The organism is uncultured Imperialibacter sp. (genome assembly GCF_963974565.1).
Taxonomy (GTDB): Bacteria; Bacteroidota; Bacteroidia; order Cytophagales; family Cyclobacteriaceae; genus Imperialibacter; species Imperialibacter roseus.
The window spans coordinates 43,789-65,984 of sequence record NZ_CAXBCJ010000006.1 but is presented as its reverse complement, the minus strand read 5'-3'; the positions used below and the strand labels follow the sequence as shown (position 1 = coordinate 65,984).

Below are 22,196 nucleotides of genomic sequence, written 5' to 3'. Positions count from 1 at the left end.
CAACGATTATTTGAACTGAAAATTGCATAAATGCTGGGAAGCGAGCTCTCCTGGTTATTTTTCCTACCTGGTGTTAGTATGTGATCACCACCCAATCCCATAATCCTCTCCATAATTGCTTGAGCCGCCCCAGAAGCTGCCATGTTTCCAGTCGAAGTAGATGGCGTTAATAGGCCCGGAGCTGCGGTCGTCAAATCGCAGTTTGTACCCCATTCTTATGAGCTCTTTTTGTACCCAGGGTGGTGTGTCGTTTCTCAACAAAAGGGAGCCCGGAATGCTTTCATGGTTACCAAAGGAGCTACTCACCTGGTAGCTGTTAATATTGGCGGCTTCAACAGCTTCCTGAATAGTCATGTCGAATTCCACCACATTAAGGAACATCTGCAGCAGGTTCTGATCCTGCGTGTCTCCACCCTGCACGGCAAATGAAAGGAATGGCTTGCCCTCTTTCAATGCCATAGAAGGAGTGAGGGTAACTCTAGGTCGCTTGCCGGGCGCCACCACATTGAAAGGGCCTTCTTCTTCATTCAGCACAAAGCTTTGCATGCGCTGACTCAGACCAATACCAGTATTGCCAGCAATACAAGCTGGAATCCACCCACCACTTGGCGTGACCGACACTACCCAGCCGTCTTTGTCGGCTGTTTGCACAGAAGTGGTGCCAGCCAGAAAGCCTCTCATGAAATCTTCATATGAATCGGGTGCGGAGAGTGAGGCCTGACTTTTTTGCTTCAGCAGCTCGCTGTAGGGGTTCACTTTGCCTTCAAAAGGGTAGGGATCACCAGGGCCAATTTTAGCATCGTTCATTTCCCAGTTGATCTGCTTCACACGCTCTTTGGCATATTCTTTCGAAAGAATCCCTTTCATGGGCTCTTCGGGGCCAAAGTAAGGGTCGCCGTAGTAGAAGTCACGATCAGAAAATGCCATACTCATGACCTGGTACAAGGTGTGGATGTATTTGGTTGAGTTGTAGCCCATCGCTTTCAGGTCAAAGTTCTCCAGCATATTGAGCGACTGCAATAAGGCAGGCCCCTGTGTCCACTGGGAAAGCTTGTACACGTCAATGCCCTTGTAGTTGACCATCATAGGCTCTTCGATCTTCACTTCCCAGTTGGCGAGGTCTTGTTCGGTAATCAATCCGCCCTGTTCCTGTGTGCCCCGGGCAATTTCTTTGGCAATGTCGCCTTTGTAGAAACGATCATAGGCGGCATAAATAGCCTCTTTACGACTTTTCTTCTTTTTAAGGGCAGCCTGCTCAGTTTCCACTAATTTGGTGAGCATAGCCAGCAGGTCTTTCTGAACGAAGATTTCTCCGGCCTCAGGTGCTTCTCTTTCTTCGCCGGGGTGGGTGAGGAACACTTTGGTGGAATACGGCCATTTTTTGATTTCACTCTTACCCCGTTCAATAGCGTTGGCAGTTTGAGCCTCAATAGGGTAGCCCGCTGCCAGCTCCATGGCGGGGGCTAGCACCTCTTTCAGGCTCATGGTGCCATATTCAGCCAGCATCACCATAATGCCACCGGGGGTGCCCGGAGTAACGGCTGCCAGAGGCCCGTATTCGGGAATGTAGTCTAAACCTTTTCCTTTGAAATATTCCGGAGTTGCACCGGTAGGGGCTACGCCCAGCGCATTGATGGCGATTACTTTTTTGGTATTGGGGTTGTAGATCATGGCCTGGGTTTCACCACCCCAACTGAGCACGTCCCACATCGTGCTGGTAGCTGCAATCATAGCACAGGCTGCGTCTACGGCGTTACCACCTTTCTGGAAAGTCATGGCTCCGGCTGTGGCGGCCAATGGTTTGCCGGTAATGGCCATCCAGTTTTTCCCGTGGAGAGGAGGCTTTTGTGTGGGTGGTGTATAGGCATTAAATACCTGTGCACTAACACTGAAAGTAAATGTGTACGCCAACAAAGCAAATAGAACCCTTTTCATAGCTTCAGAGATTTGACTCAATGTAGCTATTCTTCTGATTAAATGCAGACAGAATTATTTGGGTGGAAATAAGAACTCTTGGGTGTAGAATAAAAATATTAAAGCAACAAATAGGATTTTAATAAATAATAGCGACATTTAGGACTTTAATAATGAATTGCAATAAGATTATGGTAATGGGAAATGCGAGTTTAGGAGAGTTTGAAGAGGTGGTTTTGCTGACAGCGGCGGTGCTGTACCCGGAAGCCTATGGGATTGCGATCAAAAAGGAGATAGAGATTCGGTTGAAGCGGGGTGTGAGCGTGGGAGCGATGCGGGTTGCGCTCAGCCGGATGGAAAAGAAAGGTTTTTTGAAATCAGAGTTCGGAGAAGCTACCAGCGTAAGGGGAGGGAAGAGGAAGCGCTATTTCAAAGTTACTCCTGCCGGCAAGCGGGCGCTTGAACAAGTCATGGAAAGTCGCCAACTGCTGTGGGAATCAATACCCAAAATGGCTTTTGATTTTAAAATCACTTGAAATCCCAGAAGCCACATATTGCCATCAGGTTTCTCCGGCTGTTTTGCCATCCAGTGCTGCTGGAAGATGTGGAGGGAGATGTACACGAACTTTATGAAGAACATCTTGAGCTGGTTGGTGCGGGAAGGGCAGGGTTACTCGTATGGCTTGAGGTTCTCAAATTATTCCGGCCGGGTATCATAAGGCCGTTGGGTGGTGCTTACAGACTAAACAATTACGGTATGTTCAAAAATCATCTCACCTCTGCCTGGCGCAACCTTTTGAAGCGTAAGCGTTTCTCTGCGCTCAACATCATGGGCCTTTCCATTGGCATGGCTGCCTGCTTCATCATTTTTCAGTATGTGAAGTTTGAGCTGAGCTACGATCGGTTTATTCCAGATGTGGATAATGTCTACAGAGTGACATTGGGAATTGAGGGATCCAAGTCACTGGGGTCAGGTATTTATGCGGTCAACCATAAACCTGTGTGGTCTGCTATCAAATCTGATTTTCCCGAGATAGAACAAACCAGTAGAATATTGAAGATTACTTCATGGGGTTTGACTGATCAGCGTATTAGTTACATACCGAATGAAGGAGATAAGCGAGAAATTTCACTGGAGAACTCGTACGCCGGAGATCAGGGGTTCATTGATATCTTTGACCTGCAGTTTGTTGATGGCGATCCCCACTCGGCTTTAGCAGGCATTTTTAACATTGTGCTGTCCGAAACGGTGACTAATCGACTTTTCGGCGATGAATATGCCATTGGAAAAACCGTTAAGTTCTCTCATTACACTTTCAAGGTCGCAGGTATTTATAAAGACCTGCCGGCAAATAGTCACCTGCAGATCGATTGTATTGGAAGTATCCATTCTACGGAAACCCCACAGTCTCTCAACGATTGGAGTGATGTCAATTACTATACGTATGTGAAAGTACGTCCGGGGACTGACGTCAGAATGCTTGAACGTAAATTGGATTCTTTTGTCGATAAATATCTGGGCGAAGCGATGCATGCCAACGGCATCACCGAACACATGAACCTTCAACCTGTGTCTGATATTCACCTTCACAGCCATTTACTGAGAGAAGCTGAGTCAAACGGGAGTTATCAAACCGTTCTTTTTTTGTCTGCAGTAGGGATTTTGATTCTCGTAATTGCATGGATCAATTTTATTAACCTATCAACGTCCAGGGCCTTCGAAAGGGCCAGTGAGGTGGGGATTCGGAAAGTGATTGGAGCGAGTCGGGGTACACTGATCATTCAGTTTTTTGTGGAATCTACACTGATCAACGCTGTGGCTCTTGGGCTTTCACTAATTTGGGTTCAACTATCAGCATCGGCATTCAATGAGTTAATAGGAAATCCTGTAGTAACTGGTTTATCTACCTACAAATTCTGGGTCGTAGAAAATAACCTATCAATTTTTGCTTGCATTTTGATCGTAGGCAGTTTTTTGGCGGGTCTTTACCCGGCACTTGTCTTGTCATCCTACCTGCCGATCAAAGTGCTAAAAGGTAAGTTTCAAGCTTCTGGTCAAAAATTCGGTCTCAGAAACACCCTGGTAATTTTTCAGTTTGGTATTTCCTATGCCCTTATTACAGGCACGATAGTGATGGTCAGTCAGCTTAGATATATGCAGCGACAGCAGCTGGGATTTAAGACGAATGAGATGCTGGTGGTAAAAGCGCCACTTGTCTATGACTCCCTTATGAGAGTACGTGTCGAAAGGTTTGAAAATATTCTTCTGACGCATCCGAATATAACCAACTTTGTGGCTTCATCGGATATCCCCGGGCATACCAGCGAAACAATTTCATCCATTAAGAGAAAGGAAGACACTGAAAGTGAGGCGATACTTTCACCCTACATATTTACCGACGATTCTTTTATACCAACTTATCAGATTGAACTTTTGGAAGGGCGGAATTTCCACAAAGACGCTCCTGCCGACAAACAAAAGGTTTTGATCAATGAAATGGCGGCGCATATGTTGGGTTACGCATCAAACGCTGAAGCCATAGGAAGTAAGATTCAAATGAAGTTAGAGGGACAGGCAGACTATGAAATCTTAGGCATTTTTAGAAATGTTAACCTTCAATCATTGTCTCAGCAAGTACAACCGCTGGTTCTCTGCCCCTTCAATGAATCAGGCTGGTGGCAGTTCAAACCAGACTATTTCACCATCAGTCTGAACGGCGACGATGTCTATCAGGCTGCATTCAGCGTCCGGGAAAATTTCATGGAAATATTTCCGGATGAACTGTACATGGAATATTTTCTGGATGATCATTTCAATGCGCAGTATGAGCGGGATAAACAGGTGGGGAAGGTGTTTGGTATTTTCTCTGGCCTGGCCATCCTGGTGGCATGCATGGGGCTGCTAGGGTTGGTGTATTATGTGGCTTCCACTCGCACAAAAGAGATATGCATCCGCAAAGTGCTGGGCGCTTCATTCGGCCAAATTTTGTCTTTGCTGGGCAGGCAGTTTATCACCCTGGTGGTGGTGTCATTTTTAGTAGCCATCCCTGTTAGCTGGCTATTAGCTGACAACTGGCTCGATAACTATGCTTTCCGCATGCAGCTCCATCCCTGGATATTCATTGTTGCTGGTGCTGCCGTGTTGGCGATTGCGCTGCTGACTGTGTTCTGGCAAAGCTGGAAAACGGCCCATGCCAACCCGGTGGATAGTTTGAGGAATGAATAAACCAAGTCTGGTCAAGCTAGCGAGCTGAGGATCACTCTACTAGTTTCTTTGCCGTGGTCGGAACACTATTTGGCAAAGTAGAGTAGATAGGTAGCACTATGTTTATCTGATGATTACAAAAAAAATAAGAGGCCGTGCTAATTCCTGTAAATCGTTTGGGGACACAGCCTCTCAATCATTTTTTATTTACCCCACAAATACTCCAGCGTATACGGTGACCCAGGGCTTGCCCAGGTTTCTCCGTTGATATATCGGAAATTCAGGTCTAAGTCTGCGATCCTTTTCAGGTCGTCCGTAGAAAGCTCAATAGCGGCAGACTCCAGGTTTTCCTTCAAACGCTTCGGGTTCACTGACTTTGGAATGGCCGAAGTTCCTCTTGTCACCGCCCAGCTAAGAAGTACTTGTGCTGGCGAGCAGTTTTTTGTAGCTGCTATCTGCTTGATCACTTCATTCTCCAAAAGGGTAGGATCGCTTTCTTTAATCAATCTGGCTGGCCGGTCGGAGGAGCCAAGAGGAGAGTAGCCTGTGACAACGATCTCATTTTTTTTGCAGTAGTCCACCAGCTCATTTTGTTGCAGGTAGGGGTGTAACTCCAGCTGGTTGGCTTCAGGAATGATGGTGGCTCCCTCGCTTATGACCTTCAGGTTTTTGATATTGAAATTGGAAACGCCAATGTGTTTTGTCAGGCCTTGTTTGGCCACAGCCTCCATGCCTGACCAGGTAACTGTCAGCGGAAGTTGATCGATAGGAATAAAGTCGGCTGGTGAAGCAGGGAAACCGATGCCTTCTTGCAGAGCCACCGGCCAGTGAATGAGATAAAGATCAAGGTAGTCGAGTTGTAGGTTTTTGAGAGTGACTTTCAGCGCTGGTTCTACCTGATCTTTCCGGTGGCTGTTGTTCCACAGCTTGGAGGTAACCCACAGCTCTTCTCGTTTTATCTCACCAGCTTTGAAAGCGTCGGCGAAGGCTGTTCCAATTTCATCTTCATTGCCGTAAATATGGGCACAGTCAAAATGCCTGTAGCCAATTTTAATAGCTTCTCTTACTGCCTTGTAAACATCGCCTGGAGCTGCTTTCCACGTACCCAGCCCAATGGCTGGCATTTGATCTCCATTCCTGAAATTTAAGTGCTTCATTTCTTATCGATAAAGGTTTTGAATTTGCTTTCTATTTCCTGCAGAGGCCAATCGGCTTTATGTATGACCAGCTTATAGCTCATCGTCAAAGTTTTTCCACTAGCAATTTTAAAAGGCTCCCTACCCGGAAAAGCTGCGTTTTGCATGCTTTTCTTATTTCTCAATATCCAGCCATGCCACGACGCCATCTGTGTCGTATCCGCCATCATGGTGAATCCCGACTTTGTTTCTCCAAAGGTAGCAATCATATCGACCCAACCACCCACCTGCATAGCCGGATCAGTGGGGGTCAAAACTCCCTTTTCAGAACGAAATTTTATATCATCGGGTAGGATGGTTCTGGCAGAAAAGCCGCTGTAGCCTTTGTGGTCTTCCGACCCGCCGATCCACACGTCGTGCCCGTTGGCAGTAAGGCTGATATCAAAATCTATTTCCCTGTAGTCTGCCGTGGTCTTGTAAGTGGTGATGACTGTGTTTTCCTTGACGAAGGTAATGCTGTCGCCGTTCCATATCGTGTTCCAGTCTACTGCCAGCTCCAGTCGGGCAGCCTTGCTGCTTACTTTGGTAGCCGTGCTGGTCACATTCCATTCAATGCCTTTGCATTCCCAGCCGTCGCCGATGCGTTCACCGTCGACAATCAGTTGATGCCAGGCCCAGAAGACTCCTCTTTGGTGCAGGTGGTCGGCCGGGAAGTCTTCCGTCAGTACCTCATCGTTTAAACCATAAAGAGGATGCAGGTAGTTCGCCCTGGGGTATTTTCCGTCGAGGGATTTTGTTTTCTGCTGGTAGAAATAGATGGGGTGAGTGCCTTCAGTGAGGCTGATGCCCTCCGGGGTTTCTGTGAATTTGAATTTTTGAGCCATCGAGCTCTGCCACGAAATGAGAAAGACAAAGGCAATGCCGGCGACTATGCTACTGTTGTTCATGGTTTTCGGGTGGCGCTGGTTACTAAGCTAAACGATCATTTTTTCTTCAAGTCCCACCATTCGTCGGCAGGCAATAGCGCTCCTGGCTTTCAAGCTCTTTCAGGAGGGCTCATAAAGTAGGCAAAAGTCATCGAAAAATTAAACCTTCAGGACTTAAATGTGCAAGGTGTCGCCACTCTCTCTTGCATCAACTCGGCCTCCCGTCTCCTTCGATCCCTTATCTCAATTCGTCAATTTGCTGCTGGTAGTCGAACTGCAGGTCTTCGTGCAGGGTGCTGAGCACTTTTTCGATCTTTTTGAGCTGGCCGGTATAGAGGTTGTCAAGAGTGGTGCTGCGCTGAAAGGGGAGACCGGTCGCTTTCATTTGCTGACAGAAATAAATCCTGATCTCTACCTCTGTCTCTTTGATGCCTGAATACCTGATGTTTTTGTTGGCGAATCGGAGGGCTTTCCTGATGGTTTTTTTGGCCCAGTAGAGGTTGCTATCGTTCAAAGTGGAAAGGCTTTCATCGATCCCCTCCTTTACTTCTTCAATGAAAATGGCTTCATCGTGTGCTTTGAAAAGGAGGTAGGAGAGCAGCTCTTTGTTTTCCACTTTGTATTTGCCCAGGCGAAGGATTACCTGCCGGAGTTGTTCAGGATCAAGGACTTGAAGTTCCTTTTTTATGTGAGAGATGGAATAAGCAGACATTAGAAAGGCAATATTAGATAATTCGAGGTCAATTTATTGTTAAGGAAGCAGATTGACCAGTTATCCTTTGCTTCTTTAGGCAAATCATCTCTTACTTTGAAAAGAGGGCAAAAAAGTTTCTATTTAAAGCAGGTTTCAACCCTCCAAGGGCTGCGAGCCCCTGGAGGGTTAATTGAAGTAGCAAAATTACAACACCAAAGACATGAGCGATAAATTGAGAGTATTAGTAGCCGGATGCGGCAATATGGGTGCATCACATGCAAGGGCCTACCACAAGTTGGACGATTTTGAAATTGTGGGGCTTGTAAGCCGCACGGCAGAAAGCCGGGAGAAACTGAATAAGGAGTTGGGTGGAGATTATCCTTGTTATGCCGATTTTGACGAGGCACTGGCACTTGCCAAACCAGATGTTGTTTCGGTAAATACTTACGCCGAAACCCACGTGGACTATACACTGAAGAGCCTGAAAGCTGGCGCTCATGTGTTTGTGGAGAAGCCATTGGCCATTACCGTAGAGGAAGCGCAGCGTGTGGTGGACATGGCGAAGTCGGTGAATAAGAAAGTAGTAGTAGGTTATATACTAAGAGTGCATCCGGCCTGGGCCAAGTTTGTGGAAATAGCGCAGGGGCTCGGTAAGCCGCTGGTAATGCGCATGAACCTGAACCAGCAAAGCAACGGCAAGCACTGGCAAACCCACAAAAACCTGATGAATACGATGTCGCCCATTGTGGACTGTGGTGTGCATTACGTAGATGTGATGTGCATGATGACCCGGGCCAAGCCGATTCGTGTAAGTGCTATTGGCGCCAGGCTGACGGATGAGATCAAACCTACCATGTACAATTACGGTCAGCTTCAGGTGACTTTCGACGATGGTTCAGTAGGCTGGTACGAAGCTGGCTGGGGGCCGATGATGAGCGAGGTGGCTTACTTTGTCAAAGATGTGATTGGGCCGAAAGGTTGCGTCAACATAGTGGATGCTCCCAAAGGAGATGGCTCACAGGACATTGACGGCCACAGCAAAACGGGCAGCCTGAAAGTACACTATGCGGCAACTAACGACAAAGGTGAGTATGTAAAGCCCGACCAAATTGTGGACACTTCCAGCGAACCTGACCACGACGGGCTTTGCGAGCTTGAGCAATTGTATCTGCTCAAAGCCATCAAAGAAGACCTTGACCTGACTGACCACCTGGCCGATGCGGTAAACAGTTTACGCATAGTATTGGCAGCTGATGAAAGCTTCAGGACTGGGAAGACGGTGGAGTTGTAGGGGGTTTTGGATTTGAGATTTCTGATGCAGGTTTTTTATCGAATGTCTTGAAGTACGATAGGCAAGACATTGTGCCAGAAAACTAGTAAAATCCCCGCCAGTTACTGATAGTTAAAATGTCCTTAAATGTACTGGCATCATTTCGAAGGCAGGAGTTACCCCTATTTGTCAGTTCTTTTCGTTACTTTTTTAGTTTCCCGTCTTAGACGGCTTGTCTAAGTGAAGAGATTATTTGCTTAGGACATTTAATGCTGTTATTTTTAGACAGGGAGGACTCAGGTTTCTGTTAAATGGTGATCAATGATTACTGATTTGATATTAAGAGGGATTAAGCCCCTTTTATTGGGAGACTGGAAGAGTCTTCCTCTTCTATTTTTTAATTTCCATTCATTTGAAACATCGGTTAATTTGAACCTATGTAAAAAACATTTATCATATAGCTCGACACAAGTCTTTATGAGATCATTGAAGATTTCACTTAGTTTCTTGCTCTCGTTGGGGTTTACTTCAGCCACTTGTCAATCAAACCTTCATAAAATTTATGAATTCGAAGGGTTTTATAAGGTTTTTGATAAATCTGGTGATGTAAAACATTTTGATGGTGAGGCCAAATGGTATTTTCTAACTGATGGAGATGGTTTTTTGATATCATTTAAGATGATAGATGTGCAAAGAATTCAAGAAAATATCTATCAAGTTCTGGACAGTAAAGAATATCCAGACAGAACATTATATTATTGTAACGATCTCAATAAGATTGTTATTTATCATAACAATGGTTATGATATCGCCATGGCCCTAATAAAAGAAATTGCCTCGGATGACTATGTAACGTTCTGGTTCAAGAGGGAGAATATCACTTGGGCATCCGAAGAAAGATTTTAGCTCAACCCGCCGCAAAATTCTAAAGATGGCTTTCAAAGGAATTAAATTTACCACTCTCTAGCATATTTAACAGCTATAAGCTTTTTTGTCTTTGTGTAGCTACCTTTTAGATTGAGTACTCCAGATTTAAATTTGAGACGGGGCTACTCCATCATCGACGCCAGAAGCCCTAACGACTTTTTAAAATATAGAAGCGATTAAAAAAGTAAAGTCTTTCGATACAGCAAAGATGATGCTGGCTGCCAGGAATGAAATTAGCAGTGAGGGACAGGGAGTGACTTTCAAGGAACGGCAACATTATATCAATGACAAGCTTGAAGAAAGTCGAGTGAAGCGAATCGGCCAGAAATAGCCTCTTGTCGGTTCACTCAAACACAAAAGTCCCGTACATCTCATAATCATGGAAGTTGGTGCGGATGGGCTGCCGAGTCCGTTGGGGATTTTGAATTTTAATCTGTTGTTGAGCAGAAAAGTATTTGGCCACTTTTTCTATTTTTGATATATGACTATCAAGGATAAAATAATGACCCTGGTAAAAGAAAACCAGAATGAGGAGCTTCTTAGCGAAATCTATGATATTCTCAAAGAATCAGAGGAAGCTGTTACTCTTACAAATGCTCAGTTGCAGCGACTGGATGTCGCAGAAGGTCAAATAGAAAGGGGAGAGGTGAAAAGCAATAAGGAAGTCTTACGAAAGCATACCCGTAGATAGTCACCTCACTCAAACACAAAAGTCCCGTACATCTCATAATCATGGAAGTTGGTGCGGATGGGTTGCCAGGCCCAGCGGGTTTGCTTGCCGCCGTCGTAATCGAGGCGGTACATATTGGCCCTCCATTTCGTGCCACTGGTGGGAGGTACATTCTTTAACGGGTTTAACAACACATAGGGAATGAAAAATTGGGCCGTCCACGCTTTGATGTCGGCATTGCTTCGTTTTGGGCCACCTTCAACTGTCGTTACGTGCTTTGTTCTTCTTTCGTTGAAATAGTGCCAGGGCCTCCAGCCCAGGAATTTGCCACCGTAATTGGGCACGAGGATGGGTAGCTCATAATTGAGAGGGGAAAGCTCGTATTCGAAATAGATTGGGGTGCTTTCATCAGTCCATAGAAATACTTCCACCACATCTTCTTTGAACAGGTCGTCGAAATCCTGGGTCATGGTGGCGGTGAGCTTGTTGTCTTCGCAGTGGAAGAGAAAGTAAATGCCGGTTTCAGAATACAAGATCTTCGCTTTGGTGGCATAGGTCACACCGTTATCGCTTCTCTGAGGTACTTCTACCCAGCTGGCAGCTTCCCAGGTTTTGTCGGGAGTTTCTTTTACGTCGAAGTCGGCCACTTTTTTGATGGTCAGGCTTCCGGGGGCTTGGGCGTTGGCAGCAAAGGGCATAAGTAGAAGTAGGGTGTAGAGTAGTTTCATGAGTTAAGCGGGTTGGTCGAGTAAGATAGGGAGAGAACGGGAGGTGTGCAAGCGAGTAATCTCGCTCAAGCCGCTGGGCTCTTACTTTTTCAAACGACAAAAAGTAAGCAAAAGTCTTGAAAAATTAAACGCACAGGCCTTTACCCGCATCTGCCCGCCAATTTTTCGGCCACCCGCCATGGTGGTAAATCGTAGTTCTGAAGTTTCTGCACTTGGGCGATTTATTTGGGAGAGGCCAAACGCACTTTAAAACCCTCTTTTTCCAGCACAACGATGTCGTCGGTGCTGCCGAGTACCTCGTCGATGATGCCGAAGGCTTTGGCTTCGAGGACGTTCAGGTATTTGTCACGCAGAAAAAACGCCTCAATTTCTTCCCAGCTGTGCCCGGTGTGCTTGCCCATTAAGTGGAATAGCTGAGTTTGCAGCCTTTCCTGCTCCCGGGTGGCAATTCGTACATCTTCGGTGTAGCCCTGAGCACCGCCGCCGGTCGGGTGCATGTGGATGGTGGAGTGGGGTAGAGCATAGCGCTTACCTTTTGCACCTGCACAAAGCAGCGCTGTGCCCATGCTGGCTGTTACGCCTACTGCTACCGTAGATACCGGCGCCTGTATCATCTGCATCGTGTCGTAAATGGCCAGGCCTGCGTACACCACCCCGCCTGGGCTGTTGATGTACAAGTTGATGGGCGACTTTTGGTCGATGCTGTTGAGGTAGAGCAGTTGGGCAACCACCAGGTTGGCCGACACGTCGTCGACTTTGGTTCCAAGAAAAACGATGCGCTCTTTGAGCAGCAGACTGAATATGTCGTAGGCTCGCTCCCCACGGCTATTGTTGTCAATCACCATGGGAACAAGGTTGGCTTGGATGTTCATGTTATTTATCCTGGTTGAAAATTTGATCGATCTCCGTTCTGAAAGCTCTTTTGTCGGCAGCCGTAAAAAGCTTGTGATCTATTGCAGTAAGTTCCTTTCTAAGTTGGTTTCGTCCATGAAGAAGAACTGTTTCTGAAATGATCTTTTGGAGCTTTACGCTAGCGCTAAGCGATGGCTCCAGCAGCATCCTTACCTCGAAGAGGAGGGTGGCAGCGATACCGAGATTCCCCTGAAGGTAGCTTTCAATTTGCGCTATTTCAGTCAGTGAAGTCCTCATAGTGCAGTGCTTTTGATTTTACTTCGTTTCTTACCTTTTCCATGCATTTGTACTTCTGCACCGTAGCTGAACGCTCGCTGCCGAAGCCGAAACTGGAGGCTATTTGTGGGATGCTCAGGCGATCATAATAGAAGCTTTTCAGCAGGTCCAGACATTTTTGGCCTGCAAGTTCCAGCAGGGCGAGCAGTTTGTTAGCCGAAGGATGCGCTTCGTTGAGGTCGGGCACGTTGAGGCACTTTTCCCACTCTTCCAGGTGGACTTCGTTGCTTCGGGCTTTTGCTTTTCGAATCCACAAGTGTTTACATATTCCAAGTAAATACGCTTTGTGGGAAATTTCCACATGTACTTTTTTCGCAGTGAGGCTCTCATAAAAGAGAACCAGGGCGTCCTGAAAAACATCACGGGCATCCTCCAGATTGCCACCCATACGGTGAACGAACCTGGCTGCTGCGGGGAAAGCGTCTTCGTAGAGCGCCTCAAAAAAGGCGAGTCTGTCGTCAGCCGTCGCCGCCATGAAGGGCTTTCTTTCAAGGTTCTCGGTTACTTCCATGTAATAGCTTTTATTATAAGTGCAGAAAAGAGGGAGAATATCACCTTCAAAAGGCGAAATTCTTAAATAATTTTCTGAGAGCTACTCTTTTATTACCCGAAAAGTCTCGCTGATCGCTCCCTTCGTTAGCCTAACCAAATAGAGCCCCGCCGGAAGCCGACCCATGTCGATTGATCTGCTGGCTGGCTCAAAGGGGAGCATACCAGCAAAACGGCCCTGCATATCGAATGCCCGGGCACTGTGGTAATTTTCCAATCCACTCACAAACAATTGGGACGAAGTAGGGTTGGGGAATACCCTAATATTTCCCCCCGACTCATCGTCCAGTGCAGTAACTGAGTTGAGAACCTCTTCAACCAAAATATCGGAGATGCTCAAATCCACTACCGATTTACCAAGATCAAACACCAATCTCGCCTGATCGTCGGTGGGTTCGTTCATCGTAAAGGTGAAAATAAACCTCGTTTCTGTTGCCGGTATGGTCACACCATTGTATCCGCTGTATGCCGTCCATGGGTCGCTGTTTTTGCCGGCATAGAAGGTAGCCGCCCGGGCTTCATCTGCTTTGGCGCTGAAGCCTATTTGGTAAGTCTTTCCTTTCGTGAACGAAAGACCGGTTTTGGTGAGTTGAATATGCCAGCCTTCAGTGCCACCGCCTGATATCGCCACTGTGAGTTTATTGCCAGCATTGTCTAATAGCGAGGCGGCACCTCCCTGATTCACCACAAGCCAACCATCCCGACCAGAGCTAAAATCACTTTGGTACACCACTTTGGTATTGACTTGGGTGGGCTCCGGCATGGGGTTGTGCAGCAGGGCATCTACCAGAGGTTCAAGAAACGATTTGTTGGCAGGATCGTAAATGCCGAATCCTGCGCTAAATTCCCAATAGGCCCAGCTCATCTTTTGCGACTCAAACCAGCGGGCGAGGTAGGTAGTCCAGCGAATCCTTGAGTCGATATCGGCTGTGCTATAGGCACCAAACTCACCAACATTGAACGGCAGGTTGTGTTCCTCGGCGAAAGCCTGGGCCACCTTGAATTCGTTGACGACTGTCAGTCGCTCGGCTTCCGTATCATTCCACTCAGTACCAAGCCATGCCTGGGTTTCCGGGCCCACCCAATCAGCTCCCTGGTGGGTAAAGTGAAAGGGGTTGTAATAGTGGATGCTAAGAATGAGGTGGTCATCAGCAGGAATCTCCAATTGAGGAACAGCAGTAAGTCCACCATACTCTGCCACTCCCAATATCACGCTTCTTGTAGGATTCGTTTTTCGGATTTCAGTCAGCGCTTTCGCAAAAAGGTCGTTCCATAGTGCTGGGGTTATCTCTCCGTGTGGCTCGTTCAGTACTTCAAACAAGAGGCTGTCGGGGTAATCTTTGAAATGGTTGGCAATTTGATTCCACTGCGAAAGAAACCGGGTCTCTTCCCGGGCCACGTTCTCAAAAAGCGAGTCGTGGTGGTGCATATTCACGATGATATGCAGCTTGTATTTCAGTGCCGTGTCGACAACGGCCTGAATTCTCTGCAAAAAGTCTGCATTGATCGTATAAGGCGAGTCGACCATGCTCCGTTCCGGTGTTTCCCAGCGGACGGGGAGCCTCACATGCTGAAAGCCAAGGTCAGCTATTATTTTGAAGTACTCCGGCTGCCAGGGGTTGCTCCAGGCATCTTCGGTAGGTGCCTCAAAGGAATTGCCCATGTTGATGCCACGCCCCAGCCTGTCGTTGACATCAAAGGAAGAGGCCGTTTGGGCGAAAACACCTTGTGTGAAAAGTAGCCAAACGGCTGCCGGAAGCAGAAGCCTTTTCATTTTGGGTCTTTTTCACCCGTTGGTTTATCTCTCCACCAATTTGCCAGGATAGATCCCGTAATGTTCATCAATGAACCAAAGACAGAGGGGCCGAGGCCCATAGTAGCAACTTTTCCCATCCCCTGCGCTATTCCCGAAGCGAGTCCGCCATTTTGCATACCTACCTCAAAGGCAATTGTTCTACAGTCTCTTTCTGGTAATTTGATGGCTTTACAAAGCTTATAACCTAGAAAGTAACCAGCCGTGTTGTGCAGCAGGGCTGCGAAAACGAGGACAACGCCATAAGTGAGGAGAGCATCTCTGCCAGAGGCGGTAATGATACTGATGATGATGGCAATGCCCGCCATTGACAAAAGGGGCATCGCTCTGTCGACCCAGGGGGCCTTTCCGTGAAAGAGTTTGTTGAAGATCAGGCCACCAATGATCGGGATGATCACAATTTTGACAATGCTCCACATCATCCCCCAAAATTCGATGGGAACATATTGTCCGGCTAGTAACTTCATCCATAAGGGTGTCATTAGCGGGGCCAGCATAGTGGCTACGGCTGTCATTGTTACCGAAAGGGCCACATTAGCTTTAGCCAGGTAGGCCATCACGTTGCTGGCCAACCCGCTTGGAGCCGAGCCAATCAGTATAATACCGGCGGCTATTTCAGAAGGGAAGTTAAAAAGCTTGGCTATTCCAAATCCGAGCAGCGGCATAATGGTAAACTGACACAGCAAACCAACGCCTACTCCTTTGGGCATTTTGACCACTCCTTCAAAATCTTTGATGCTCATGGACGTGCCCATGCCGAACATGATGATTTGAAGCAGCGGAACTATCAAAGTGCCCAGCTTGAAGTCGCCGATTTGCTGAAACGGTGCGGGGTAGTACATAGCGGCAGCAACCGATGAAAAAATGACTACAGAGTAACTATAGCCTTTTGCTTTTTCACTTCCTCGAAATGCAAACGCCAGTAAGAGAAGGCCTGCAATCAACAAGGGTCCACTGATTGGGGAGCTAAGTCCAATGCCGGCAATGGCAGCGGCGACTAATAATGCTAAAGCAATAAATAGGGTGTAGGTATATGTCTTTTTCATAATGTAGCAATGGAACGAATTGATTCAATCCATTTCTAAGATGCTGCGGATTTATCAAAAAGCCAAAGAAATGCTTACGGCCCGCTTAATTACTTTTTAAGCGGGTGAAAAAACTATTCATAAAAGTCCTCTTTACCAATTTGCGAAAGCTCCAACATCAACTTGCCAAGTTTTTGTGTAACGTCTGTGAAGAACCTGGCTCCTTTTTCCGCCGTAGATTTTTTCGGATTACCAATACCTGTATCTGCCGATACTTTTGACCACTCCCTTTCTTTCCAGGCCCAGCCTTCTTTGAAACCCTGAATACGTGGCTTTTTGTCTTTCCCGTCTCCGGCCTGGTCGAGCGGCAGCACCAGCTCGGGTCTCAGGTGCATAATGAGGCAGGTTTCCATTTCGTCGGCATGATCTCCAGGCTCTTCAAAGTACTGTTTCTTGTCCATTGACTGGAACCAGTTACAGGTGCTGAGCAACATTTTTGGGTACCTAACCCCCAACTCTCGCAGCATGGTTTTGAAGTCGTTGCCGCCATGGCTGTTGACAATCAGTAGCTTGAAAATGCCCTGCCGGTTGAGCACCTCAACGATATCGTTGAGAATAGCCAGCTGCGTGCTGGGGTAGAGGTTAATGTCTAGCTTGATGTCAGTTTGGCCGGTGTTTACGCCAAAGGGGATAGTGGGTAGCACTGTCAATTTTGCGCCAGCTTCCCAGGCGATACGACCTGCCTCAGCGGCTATGCTGTCAGCTTCGTATACGTCGGTGCCATAAGGCATGTGGTAGTTGTGGGCCTCTGTGGCGCCCCAGGGTAAAATGGCCAAATCGATTTGGCGATCCTTGATGTCTTTCCAGTTGCACTCGGCGAGTAGGTATTGTTTCATAGGGTTGAAGCTAGAATTTTTGAGAGTATTATCAAACTACAAAGTTGAACAGACATTTGGCTGGTTTACTAATTGAAGAAAAAAGTTTTTATGTAAAAAAATCCACTGACAGACAGCTGTCAGTGGCCGGTGCTAGCTTGGCTTCATCAAAGAAATTTTAAACCTAAAATCACACATCATGAATCAGCTAAACACTCAGATTGAAGCCGGAGTAATTTCACCAGAGCAGTTGCTCAAACACTGGCAGGGACATAGAAGCCTGACCCGCCGGGTGATAGAATCTTTCCCTGAAAAGGAGTTTTTTGAACATTCCATTGGCGGCATGCGACCATTTTCGAAACTCGTTAGTGAGATGCTTGCCATAGCGGTGCCAGGCCTTAAGGAAATTGTTACCGGCAAAACATCGCCCTTCAATGAAGAGATGCAGTTTGAAGGAAGAAAAGAAAATGTACTGAAGGCATGGGACGACTCTACAGAGCAAATTAACTCCTACTGGAAGCAGCTTTCAGCAGAAAGATTCCAGGAGCAAATCAAGCTTTTTGGGCAGTATGAGGGAACGGTGGTGTCCAACCTTTTCTATTTCATCGACAACGAGATTCACCACAGGGGACAAGGCTATGTGTACCTTCGGTCGCTGGGCATTCAGCCGCCGTTCTTTTGGGAGAGGTAACACCATAGTGCGGCTGTCTCAATAAACCAATTGGGCTTTTGAGACAGCCCCTTACTATTTTTTGACACCTTCTGCTAGAAAGCGAATTTTTTTCACTCTTGCCACACTTACCACCAGCTTCTGGTACTCTCTTGGGTCGTCTCCCATAGACACGGCGGGGTTTCTGTATGCCATGGGGCTGTCGACAAAGCTCCTCCCTGAAATATGGATTTCTTTCGCTCCAGTGGTTTTCACCAGATCGGCCACATTTTCTTCGCTTACGCCAGCGCCTGGCATGATGATGATTCGGTCGCCGGCTTTTTTCACCAGCTCCGCTAGCAATAGCCTGCCGTCGTAAACATTGGCCTGCTGCCCGGAGGTGAGGATCCTGTCAAAGCCAGCTTCAATGCAGGCTTCGAGGGCTTCGTGGGGATCATTGGTCATGTCAAATGCCCGATGGCAGGTGACTTTCAGCGGCCTGGCAAGCTGCACAAGCTCCCTGTTTCTTTCCGTATCTATTTCCCCATTGGCTTTGAGTATGCCAAAGACCAAACCGTCTGCACCTAGTTTTTTCGCCGATTCAATGTCTTTTTTCATTACCTCGAACTCCTCATCGGAATAGAGGAAGTCGCCACCTCTTGGCCTGATCATGACGAACACTGGTATTCGTGCCTTTTCTTTAGCAGTCAGGATCATTCCAGCGGAGGGTGTGGTGCCTCCATCGCCAGGGCTATCACATAACTCTATGCGACTGGCACCACCTTCAATGGCGTTGAGCACTGAAGTGATGTTGTAGCAGACTACTTCGATTGTAAGTGACATCTTTAATAAGTTGGAAGATTTGGATCAATCTCTTCGGCCCAGGCATGAATGCCGCCGATGAGGTTATAGAGGTTGTCGAACCCGTACCGTGATTGCAGCGCTTGAATAACCGAGGCACTGCGCCCTCCATGGTGGCAATGAACTACCACCTGACGGTCTTTATCAATCAAGTCCAGATACTCCTGAAGCTCGCTCATGGGCATCAGTTCTCCACCCATATTCACCGTTTCATATTCGTGGGCCTCCCTTACATCGATCAGCTGAAAGCTGACGCCGTTTTTCTTCCATGAGTCTAGCTCCTGAACGGTTATCTCTTTCATATTTTCCTGGTAGTTCTTAATGCCGCAAAACGCCTCGTAGTCGATAAGCTTGGTCACTTTGGCTCTGGTACCCTTTGGCTTTATCATCATCCGCTGGCGGGTGTTGTCCCACGCACCAAGCATTACTAAGGCACTATCCAGCACTTCGCCAGACTGGGTAATGATTTTGAGTGCTTCTATGGCCTGCATGGTTCCGATAAGTCCTGGAAGCACACCTAATACGCCCTCTTGTTCGCAAGTAGGCACCGAACCGGCCGCTGGAGGAGTAGGGTAGAGGTCTCTGTAGTTAGCACTTTCTTTTGTGAGGTTGAACACGGCCACCTGCCCTTCAAACCGATGAATCGCACCATAGATATATGGCTTGTCTGCCAAAAGGCATACATCGTTCATGAGGTAGCGGGTGGGGAAGTTGTCGGTGCAGTCGATCACAAGATCAAACCCGGCGACAATATCGAGTGCATTTGCAGAGGTGATTTTCTCCTCGTAAGCTACTAACTCGATAGTGGAGTTCAGCGCCATTAGGTGGCTTTTGGCAGCTCCAGCCTTATTTTTGCCTATGTCACTTTCTCTGAAGAGTACCTGTCGTTGCAGGTTGCTGATGGAAACGACGTCGTTGTCAACAATGCCAATCCGCCCTACGCCGGCTGCAGCAAGATATTGCAAGACGGGACAGCCTAATCCGCCCGCACCAATCACCAGTACCCTGGCTTCCGCAATCTTTTGCTGACCAGCTGGGCCTATTTCTTTAAGCGACAAATGACGAGCGTATCTGGACATGGAAGAAATTTATCAGTTAATAGTGAAAGTAAAAAGGTTTATCCTCACCCTCGCACTTCTCACGCTGCACTCAAAACCTCTTGAGTACGATATTCGATACGGTTTCTCCTATCGAAAGGCTGGAGGTGGCTGCCGGGCTCGGCGCATTGCAAACATTCACAGCTATGTCATTTTCCAAAATCAGGAAGTCGTCGAGCAGGCCACCGTTTCGGTCGCAAGCCTGGGCACGCACACCTGCTCCGCCCGGTTCAAGATCCGACTCTTTCAAATCAGGAAGGAGCTTTTGCAGGGCAGTGGTGAAAGCTGTTTTACTGAACGACCTGTACATTTCGCCAAAGCCTGTTTTCCAGTATTTCCAGGCCACTTTCTGAAATCCTGGCCAGGCCAGTGTTTCTACCAGCTCAAAAAGGTTGATTTTTGACTTGCTGTATCCTTCTCTTCTGAAGGCCAGCACCGCATTGGGGCCAGCTTCCACTTCGCCGCCCACCATTCGTGTGAAGTGTACGCCAAGGAATGGGAAATTAGGATCCGGTACCGGGTAGATCAGGTTCTTGACCAGGTACTTTCTTTCTTCTTTTATCTTGTAGTACTCACCTCTAAATGGCACAATCTTGATATTGACTTCCTGTCCGGTCATCCGGGCGATTTTGTCGGAATAGAGACCGGCGCAGTTCACCACCAGTTTCGTTTGGTAGGTGTCCTTATTAGTGACCACCGTGCAACCTCCGGCTTCCTTTCTGATTTCCCTAACTGCTTCGCTTATATGAATCTGACCATCATCTTTTCTTATCACTTCGGCCAGTTTGGCCGATACATCTTTGTAGCTGATAATGCCGGTATAAGGCACCCAAATCCCCTCAATGCCATTTACGTATGGCTCCTTTTCTTTTAATTGCTCCGCAGTAAGCCGTTCATTTTTCACCAGACCATTTTGGATACCTCTTTCAAAAAGATTATTCAGCAGCGGTAACTCTTCTTTCGACGTGGCTACCACAATTTTCCCGCAGAGGTCATACTCAATTCCTTGTTCGTTACAAAATTCAAGCAGCATGTTATAGCCATTGATGCAATTCGTCGCTTTCAGACTCCCTGGCTTATAATATAAGCCGGAATGGATAACCCCACTATTGTTGCCCGTTTGGTGAGCTGCCAGTCTGGGCTCTTTTTCGATGAGCAAAACCTTAAGTCCGGGTCGTTTCTTTTTTAGTTGGTAAGCGGTGGCCAATCCCACAATCCCTCCACCAATGATCGTAATATCGTATTGCATGCTTTTCAGTTGATGTTGCGAATATAAGACTCAAAGGTGAATTATAACTGCATGATAATAATCAGTATACTTTGGTAGCGAAATCATCCTGACGTTTTATAGTGGGTAATACCTTTGTACCAACATAAATCATCTCAATCATGGAAAGGAAAGTTGTAAGTGCCGAGGAAGCGCTGAAGGTTGTAAAGTCTAATGACCGGGTTTTTATTCACAGTGTGGCTGCGGCACCCAAGGTACTGATAGACGCCCTTGTGGCGAAAGCGCCCGAGCTAAGAAATGTGGAAATTATGCACCTCCACACCGAGGGCTCTGCTGACTATGCAAAGCCTGAATATGCCGAAAGCTTCCACGTTCATTCGCTTTTTGTGGGTGCCAATGTGCGCAAAGCTACGCAGGAGCATAGAGCTGACTACATACCCATATTTTTAAGTGAGATTCCTAGGCTTTTCAGAGAGAAAATCCTCCCGATTGATGTGGCGCTTGTTTCGGTTACCCCACCTGACAAACACGGCTATTGTTCGCTCGGCGTGTCTGTGGATGCCACTCTGGCTGCGATTGAAACGGCTAAGGTAGTGATTGCTCAGGTGAATCCATTGATGCCTCGTACTTTCGGAGACAGCTGTTTACCGGTGAGTAAGTTTCACTATTTGGTTGATGGAAAAGTGCCGATACATGAAGTGCCTTCGCCTCCGATCAGTGAGGTTGAGAAAAAGATTGGTCAGCACATTGCAGGCATGGTAGAAGACGGTGCCACCCTGCAAATGGGTATTGGAGCCATTCCCAACGCAGTGCTTTCTCAGCTTACCAACCACAAGCATTTGGGTATTCACACCGAAATGTTCTCGGATGGCGTGGTGCCGCTGGTAGAATCCGGCGTAATCGACGGCAGCATGAAGGCTATTAACAGAGGCAAGATTGTGTCAACCTTTGTAATGGGCAGCAAGCTTACCTATGATTTTATCGACAACAACCCATCGGTCAATCTTTACGATGTCGCTTTTGTTAACGATGTGGCCACTATCCGTCGCAACCCCAAAGTAACATCAATCAATTCGGCCATCGAAATTGATATCACAGGCCAGGTTTGCGCTGACTCCATCGGCACGCTGCACTACTCCGGAGTAGGGGGACAAATGGATTTCATAAGAGGAGCGTCCTATTCAAAAGGAGGAAAGCCGATCATAGCCCTGCCTTCGGTCACGGGCAGAGGAGAAAGCAAGATTGTACCATTTCTCAAAGAAGGAGCCGGGGTGGTGACTACCAGAGCCCATGTTCATTATATAGTTACCGAATGGGGGGTGGCCTACCTGTACGGAAAAACACTGCATCAAAGAGCTCGTTTGCTAATTGATATAGCCCACCCCGACCACAGGGAGGCATTGGAAAGGAAGGCATTTGAAAGGTTTGGGAAGGTGTGATG

General features: G+C 47.3%; 20 protein-coding genes and 1 pseudogene. 7 read left to right on the top strand and 14 right to left on the bottom strand.

Going from position 1 to position 22,196, the window contains the following annotated elements:
• Positions 1-84: 84 nt before the first annotated feature.
• The gene (locus AAC052_RS10105) at positions 85-1,935 is read right to left on the bottom strand and encodes a gamma-glutamyltransferase (protein ID WP_339812987.1); all 1,851 of its coding nucleotides are present in this window, start codon (positions 1,933-1,935) and stop codon (positions 85-87) included.
• Between the two features lie 176 nt (positions 1,936-2,111).
• Between AAC052_RS10105 and AAC052_RS10100 the strand changes: the two genes are divergently transcribed.
• Together AAC052_RS10100 and AAC052_RS10095 are read left to right on the top strand one after the other, a co-directional pair.
• Entirely contained in the window at positions 2,112-2,450 is a 339-nt protein-coding gene (locus AAC052_RS10100; RefSeq protein ID WP_152000160.1) for a helix-turn-helix transcriptional regulator, read from the top strand.
• Positions 2,447-5,140, top strand: a complete 2,694-nt coding sequence (locus tag AAC052_RS10095; protein ID WP_339812985.1) for an ABC transporter permease — start codon at positions 2,447-2,449, stop codon at positions 5,138-5,140. Before AAC052_RS10100 ends, AAC052_RS10095 begins: the two co-directional genes overlap by 4 nt.
• Positions 5,141-5,322: 182 nt before the next feature.
• Here AAC052_RS10095 and AAC052_RS10090 read toward each other — a convergent pair whose 3' ends face one another.
• The 3 genes from AAC052_RS10090 to AAC052_RS10080 all read right to left on the bottom strand — a co-directional run bounded on the left by AAC052_RS10090 (position 5,323) and on the right by AAC052_RS10080 (position 7,893).
• A complete protein-coding gene (locus tag AAC052_RS10090; RefSeq protein ID WP_317492166.1) occupies positions 5,323-6,276 on the bottom strand; it encodes an aldo/keto reductase in 954 nt (317 codons plus the stop codon).
• On the bottom strand, positions 6,273-7,202 hold the full coding sequence (locus AAC052_RS10085) for a DUF6807 family protein (RefSeq protein WP_339812983.1): 930 nt from the start codon (positions 7,200-7,202) through the stop codon (positions 6,273-6,275). Before AAC052_RS10085 ends, AAC052_RS10090 begins: the two co-directional genes overlap by 4 nt.
• A gap of 217 nt (positions 7,203-7,419) precedes the next feature.
• A complete protein-coding gene (locus AAC052_RS10080) occupies positions 7,420-7,893 on the bottom strand; it encodes a hypothetical protein (RefSeq protein WP_339812981.1) in 474 nt (157 codons plus the stop codon).
• A 202-nt stretch (positions 7,894-8,095) separates the two neighbouring features.
• Here AAC052_RS10080 and AAC052_RS10075 point away from each other — a divergent pair, with 202 nt between their 5' ends.
• The 3 genes from AAC052_RS10075 to AAC052_RS10065 all read left to right on the top strand — a co-directional run bounded on the left by AAC052_RS10075 (position 8,096) and on the right by AAC052_RS10065 (position 10,763).
• Complete coding sequence (locus tag AAC052_RS10075; RefSeq protein ID WP_339812979.1) at positions 8,096-9,166, top strand: Gfo/Idh/MocA family oxidoreductase; 1,071 nt, start codon at positions 8,096-8,098, stop codon at positions 9,164-9,166.
• A gap of 300 nt (positions 9,167-9,466) precedes the next feature.
• Positions 9,467-10,051 carry a hypothetical protein gene (locus AAC052_RS10070; protein ID WP_339812977.1) on the top strand — a complete coding sequence of 195 codons (585 nt, stop codon included), beginning with the start codon at positions 9,467-9,469 and terminating at the stop codon, positions 10,049-10,051.
• 502 nt (positions 10,052-10,553) lie between these two features.
• Positions 10,554-10,763 (top strand): hypothetical protein, encoded by a 210-nt coding sequence (locus AAC052_RS10065; RefSeq protein WP_339812975.1) that lies wholly within the window; start codon positions 10,554-10,556, stop codon positions 10,761-10,763.
• 5 nt (positions 10,764-10,768) lie between these two features.
• Here the strand turns inward: AAC052_RS10065 and AAC052_RS10060 are convergent, their stop codons facing one another.
• The 7 genes from AAC052_RS10060 to AAC052_RS10030 form a co-directional block, all read right to left on the bottom strand.
• Positions 10,769-11,470: a carbohydrate-binding family 9-like protein gene (locus AAC052_RS10060; protein ID WP_339812974.1), complete on the bottom strand. Its 702-nt coding sequence runs from the start codon at positions 11,468-11,470 to the stop codon at positions 10,769-10,771.
• A gap of 221 nt (positions 11,471-11,691) precedes the next feature.
• Positions 11,692-12,342 carry an ATP-dependent Clp protease proteolytic subunit gene (locus AAC052_RS10055; RefSeq protein ID WP_339812972.1) on the bottom strand — a complete coding sequence of 217 codons (651 nt, stop codon included), beginning with the start codon at positions 12,340-12,342 and terminating at the stop codon, positions 11,692-11,694.
• Between the two features lies 1 nt (position 12,343).
• On the bottom strand, positions 12,344-12,619 hold the full coding sequence (locus tag AAC052_RS10050) for a hypothetical protein (RefSeq protein ID WP_339812970.1): 276 nt from the start codon (positions 12,617-12,619) through the stop codon (positions 12,344-12,346).
• Complete coding sequence (locus AAC052_RS10045) at positions 12,600-13,169, bottom strand: sigma-70 family RNA polymerase sigma factor (RefSeq protein WP_339812968.1); 570 nt, start codon at positions 13,167-13,169, stop codon at positions 12,600-12,602. The genes AAC052_RS10050 and AAC052_RS10045 overlap by 20 nt, the downstream gene beginning before the upstream one ends.
• An 81-nt stretch (positions 13,170-13,250) precedes the next feature.
• The gene (locus tag AAC052_RS10040; RefSeq protein ID WP_339812966.1) at positions 13,251-14,981 is read right to left on the bottom strand and encodes a cellulase family glycosylhydrolase; all 1,731 of its coding nucleotides are present in this window, start codon (positions 14,979-14,981) and stop codon (positions 13,251-13,253) included.
• Positions 14,978-16,066, bottom strand: a complete 1,089-nt coding sequence (locus AAC052_RS10035) for a bile acid:sodium symporter family protein (protein WP_339812963.1) — start codon at positions 16,064-16,066, stop codon at positions 14,978-14,980. The genes AAC052_RS10040 and AAC052_RS10035 overlap by 4 nt, the downstream gene beginning before the upstream one ends.
• A gap of 113 nt (positions 16,067-16,179) precedes the next feature.
• Positions 16,180-16,941 carry a creatininase family protein gene (locus AAC052_RS10030; protein ID WP_339812960.1) on the bottom strand — a complete coding sequence of 254 codons (762 nt, stop codon included), beginning with the start codon at positions 16,939-16,941 and terminating at the stop codon, positions 16,180-16,182.
• A gap of 178 nt (positions 16,942-17,119) precedes the next feature.
• On the opposite strand from AAC052_RS10030, the gene AAC052_RS10025 reads away from it, so the two are divergent.
• Positions 17,120-17,611, top strand: coding sequence for a DinB family protein (locus AAC052_RS10025; RefSeq protein WP_339812958.1), 492 nt, complete (start codon positions 17,120-17,122; stop codon positions 17,609-17,611).
• 54 nt (positions 17,612-17,665) lie between these two features.
• Here AAC052_RS10025 and AAC052_RS10020 read toward each other — a convergent pair whose 3' ends face one another.
• The 3 genes and pseudogenes from AAC052_RS10020 to lhgO form a co-directional block, all read right to left on the bottom strand.
• Positions 17,666-18,412, bottom strand: a complete 747-nt coding sequence (locus AAC052_RS10020; protein ID WP_339812955.1) for a copper homeostasis protein CutC — start codon at positions 18,410-18,412, stop codon at positions 17,666-17,668.
• A gap of 2 nt (positions 18,413-18,414) precedes the next feature.
• Entirely contained in the window at positions 18,415-19,509 is a 1,095-nt protein-coding gene (locus tag AAC052_RS10015) for a ThiF family adenylyltransferase (RefSeq protein ID WP_339812952.1), read from the bottom strand.
• A gap of 70 nt (positions 19,510-19,579) precedes the next feature.
• Positions 19,580-20,788, bottom strand: a pseudogene (gene lhgO / locus AAC052_RS10010) (L-2-hydroxyglutarate oxidase); the annotation flags it as partial.
• Between the two features lie 128 nt (positions 20,789-20,916).
• Here lhgO and AAC052_RS10005 point away from each other — a divergent pair.
• On the top strand, positions 20,917-22,194 hold the full coding sequence (locus AAC052_RS10005; RefSeq protein ID WP_339812950.1) for an acetyl-CoA hydrolase/transferase C-terminal domain-containing protein: 1,278 nt from the start codon (positions 20,917-20,919) through the stop codon (positions 22,192-22,194).
• Positions 22,195-22,196 lie beyond the last annotated feature (2 nt).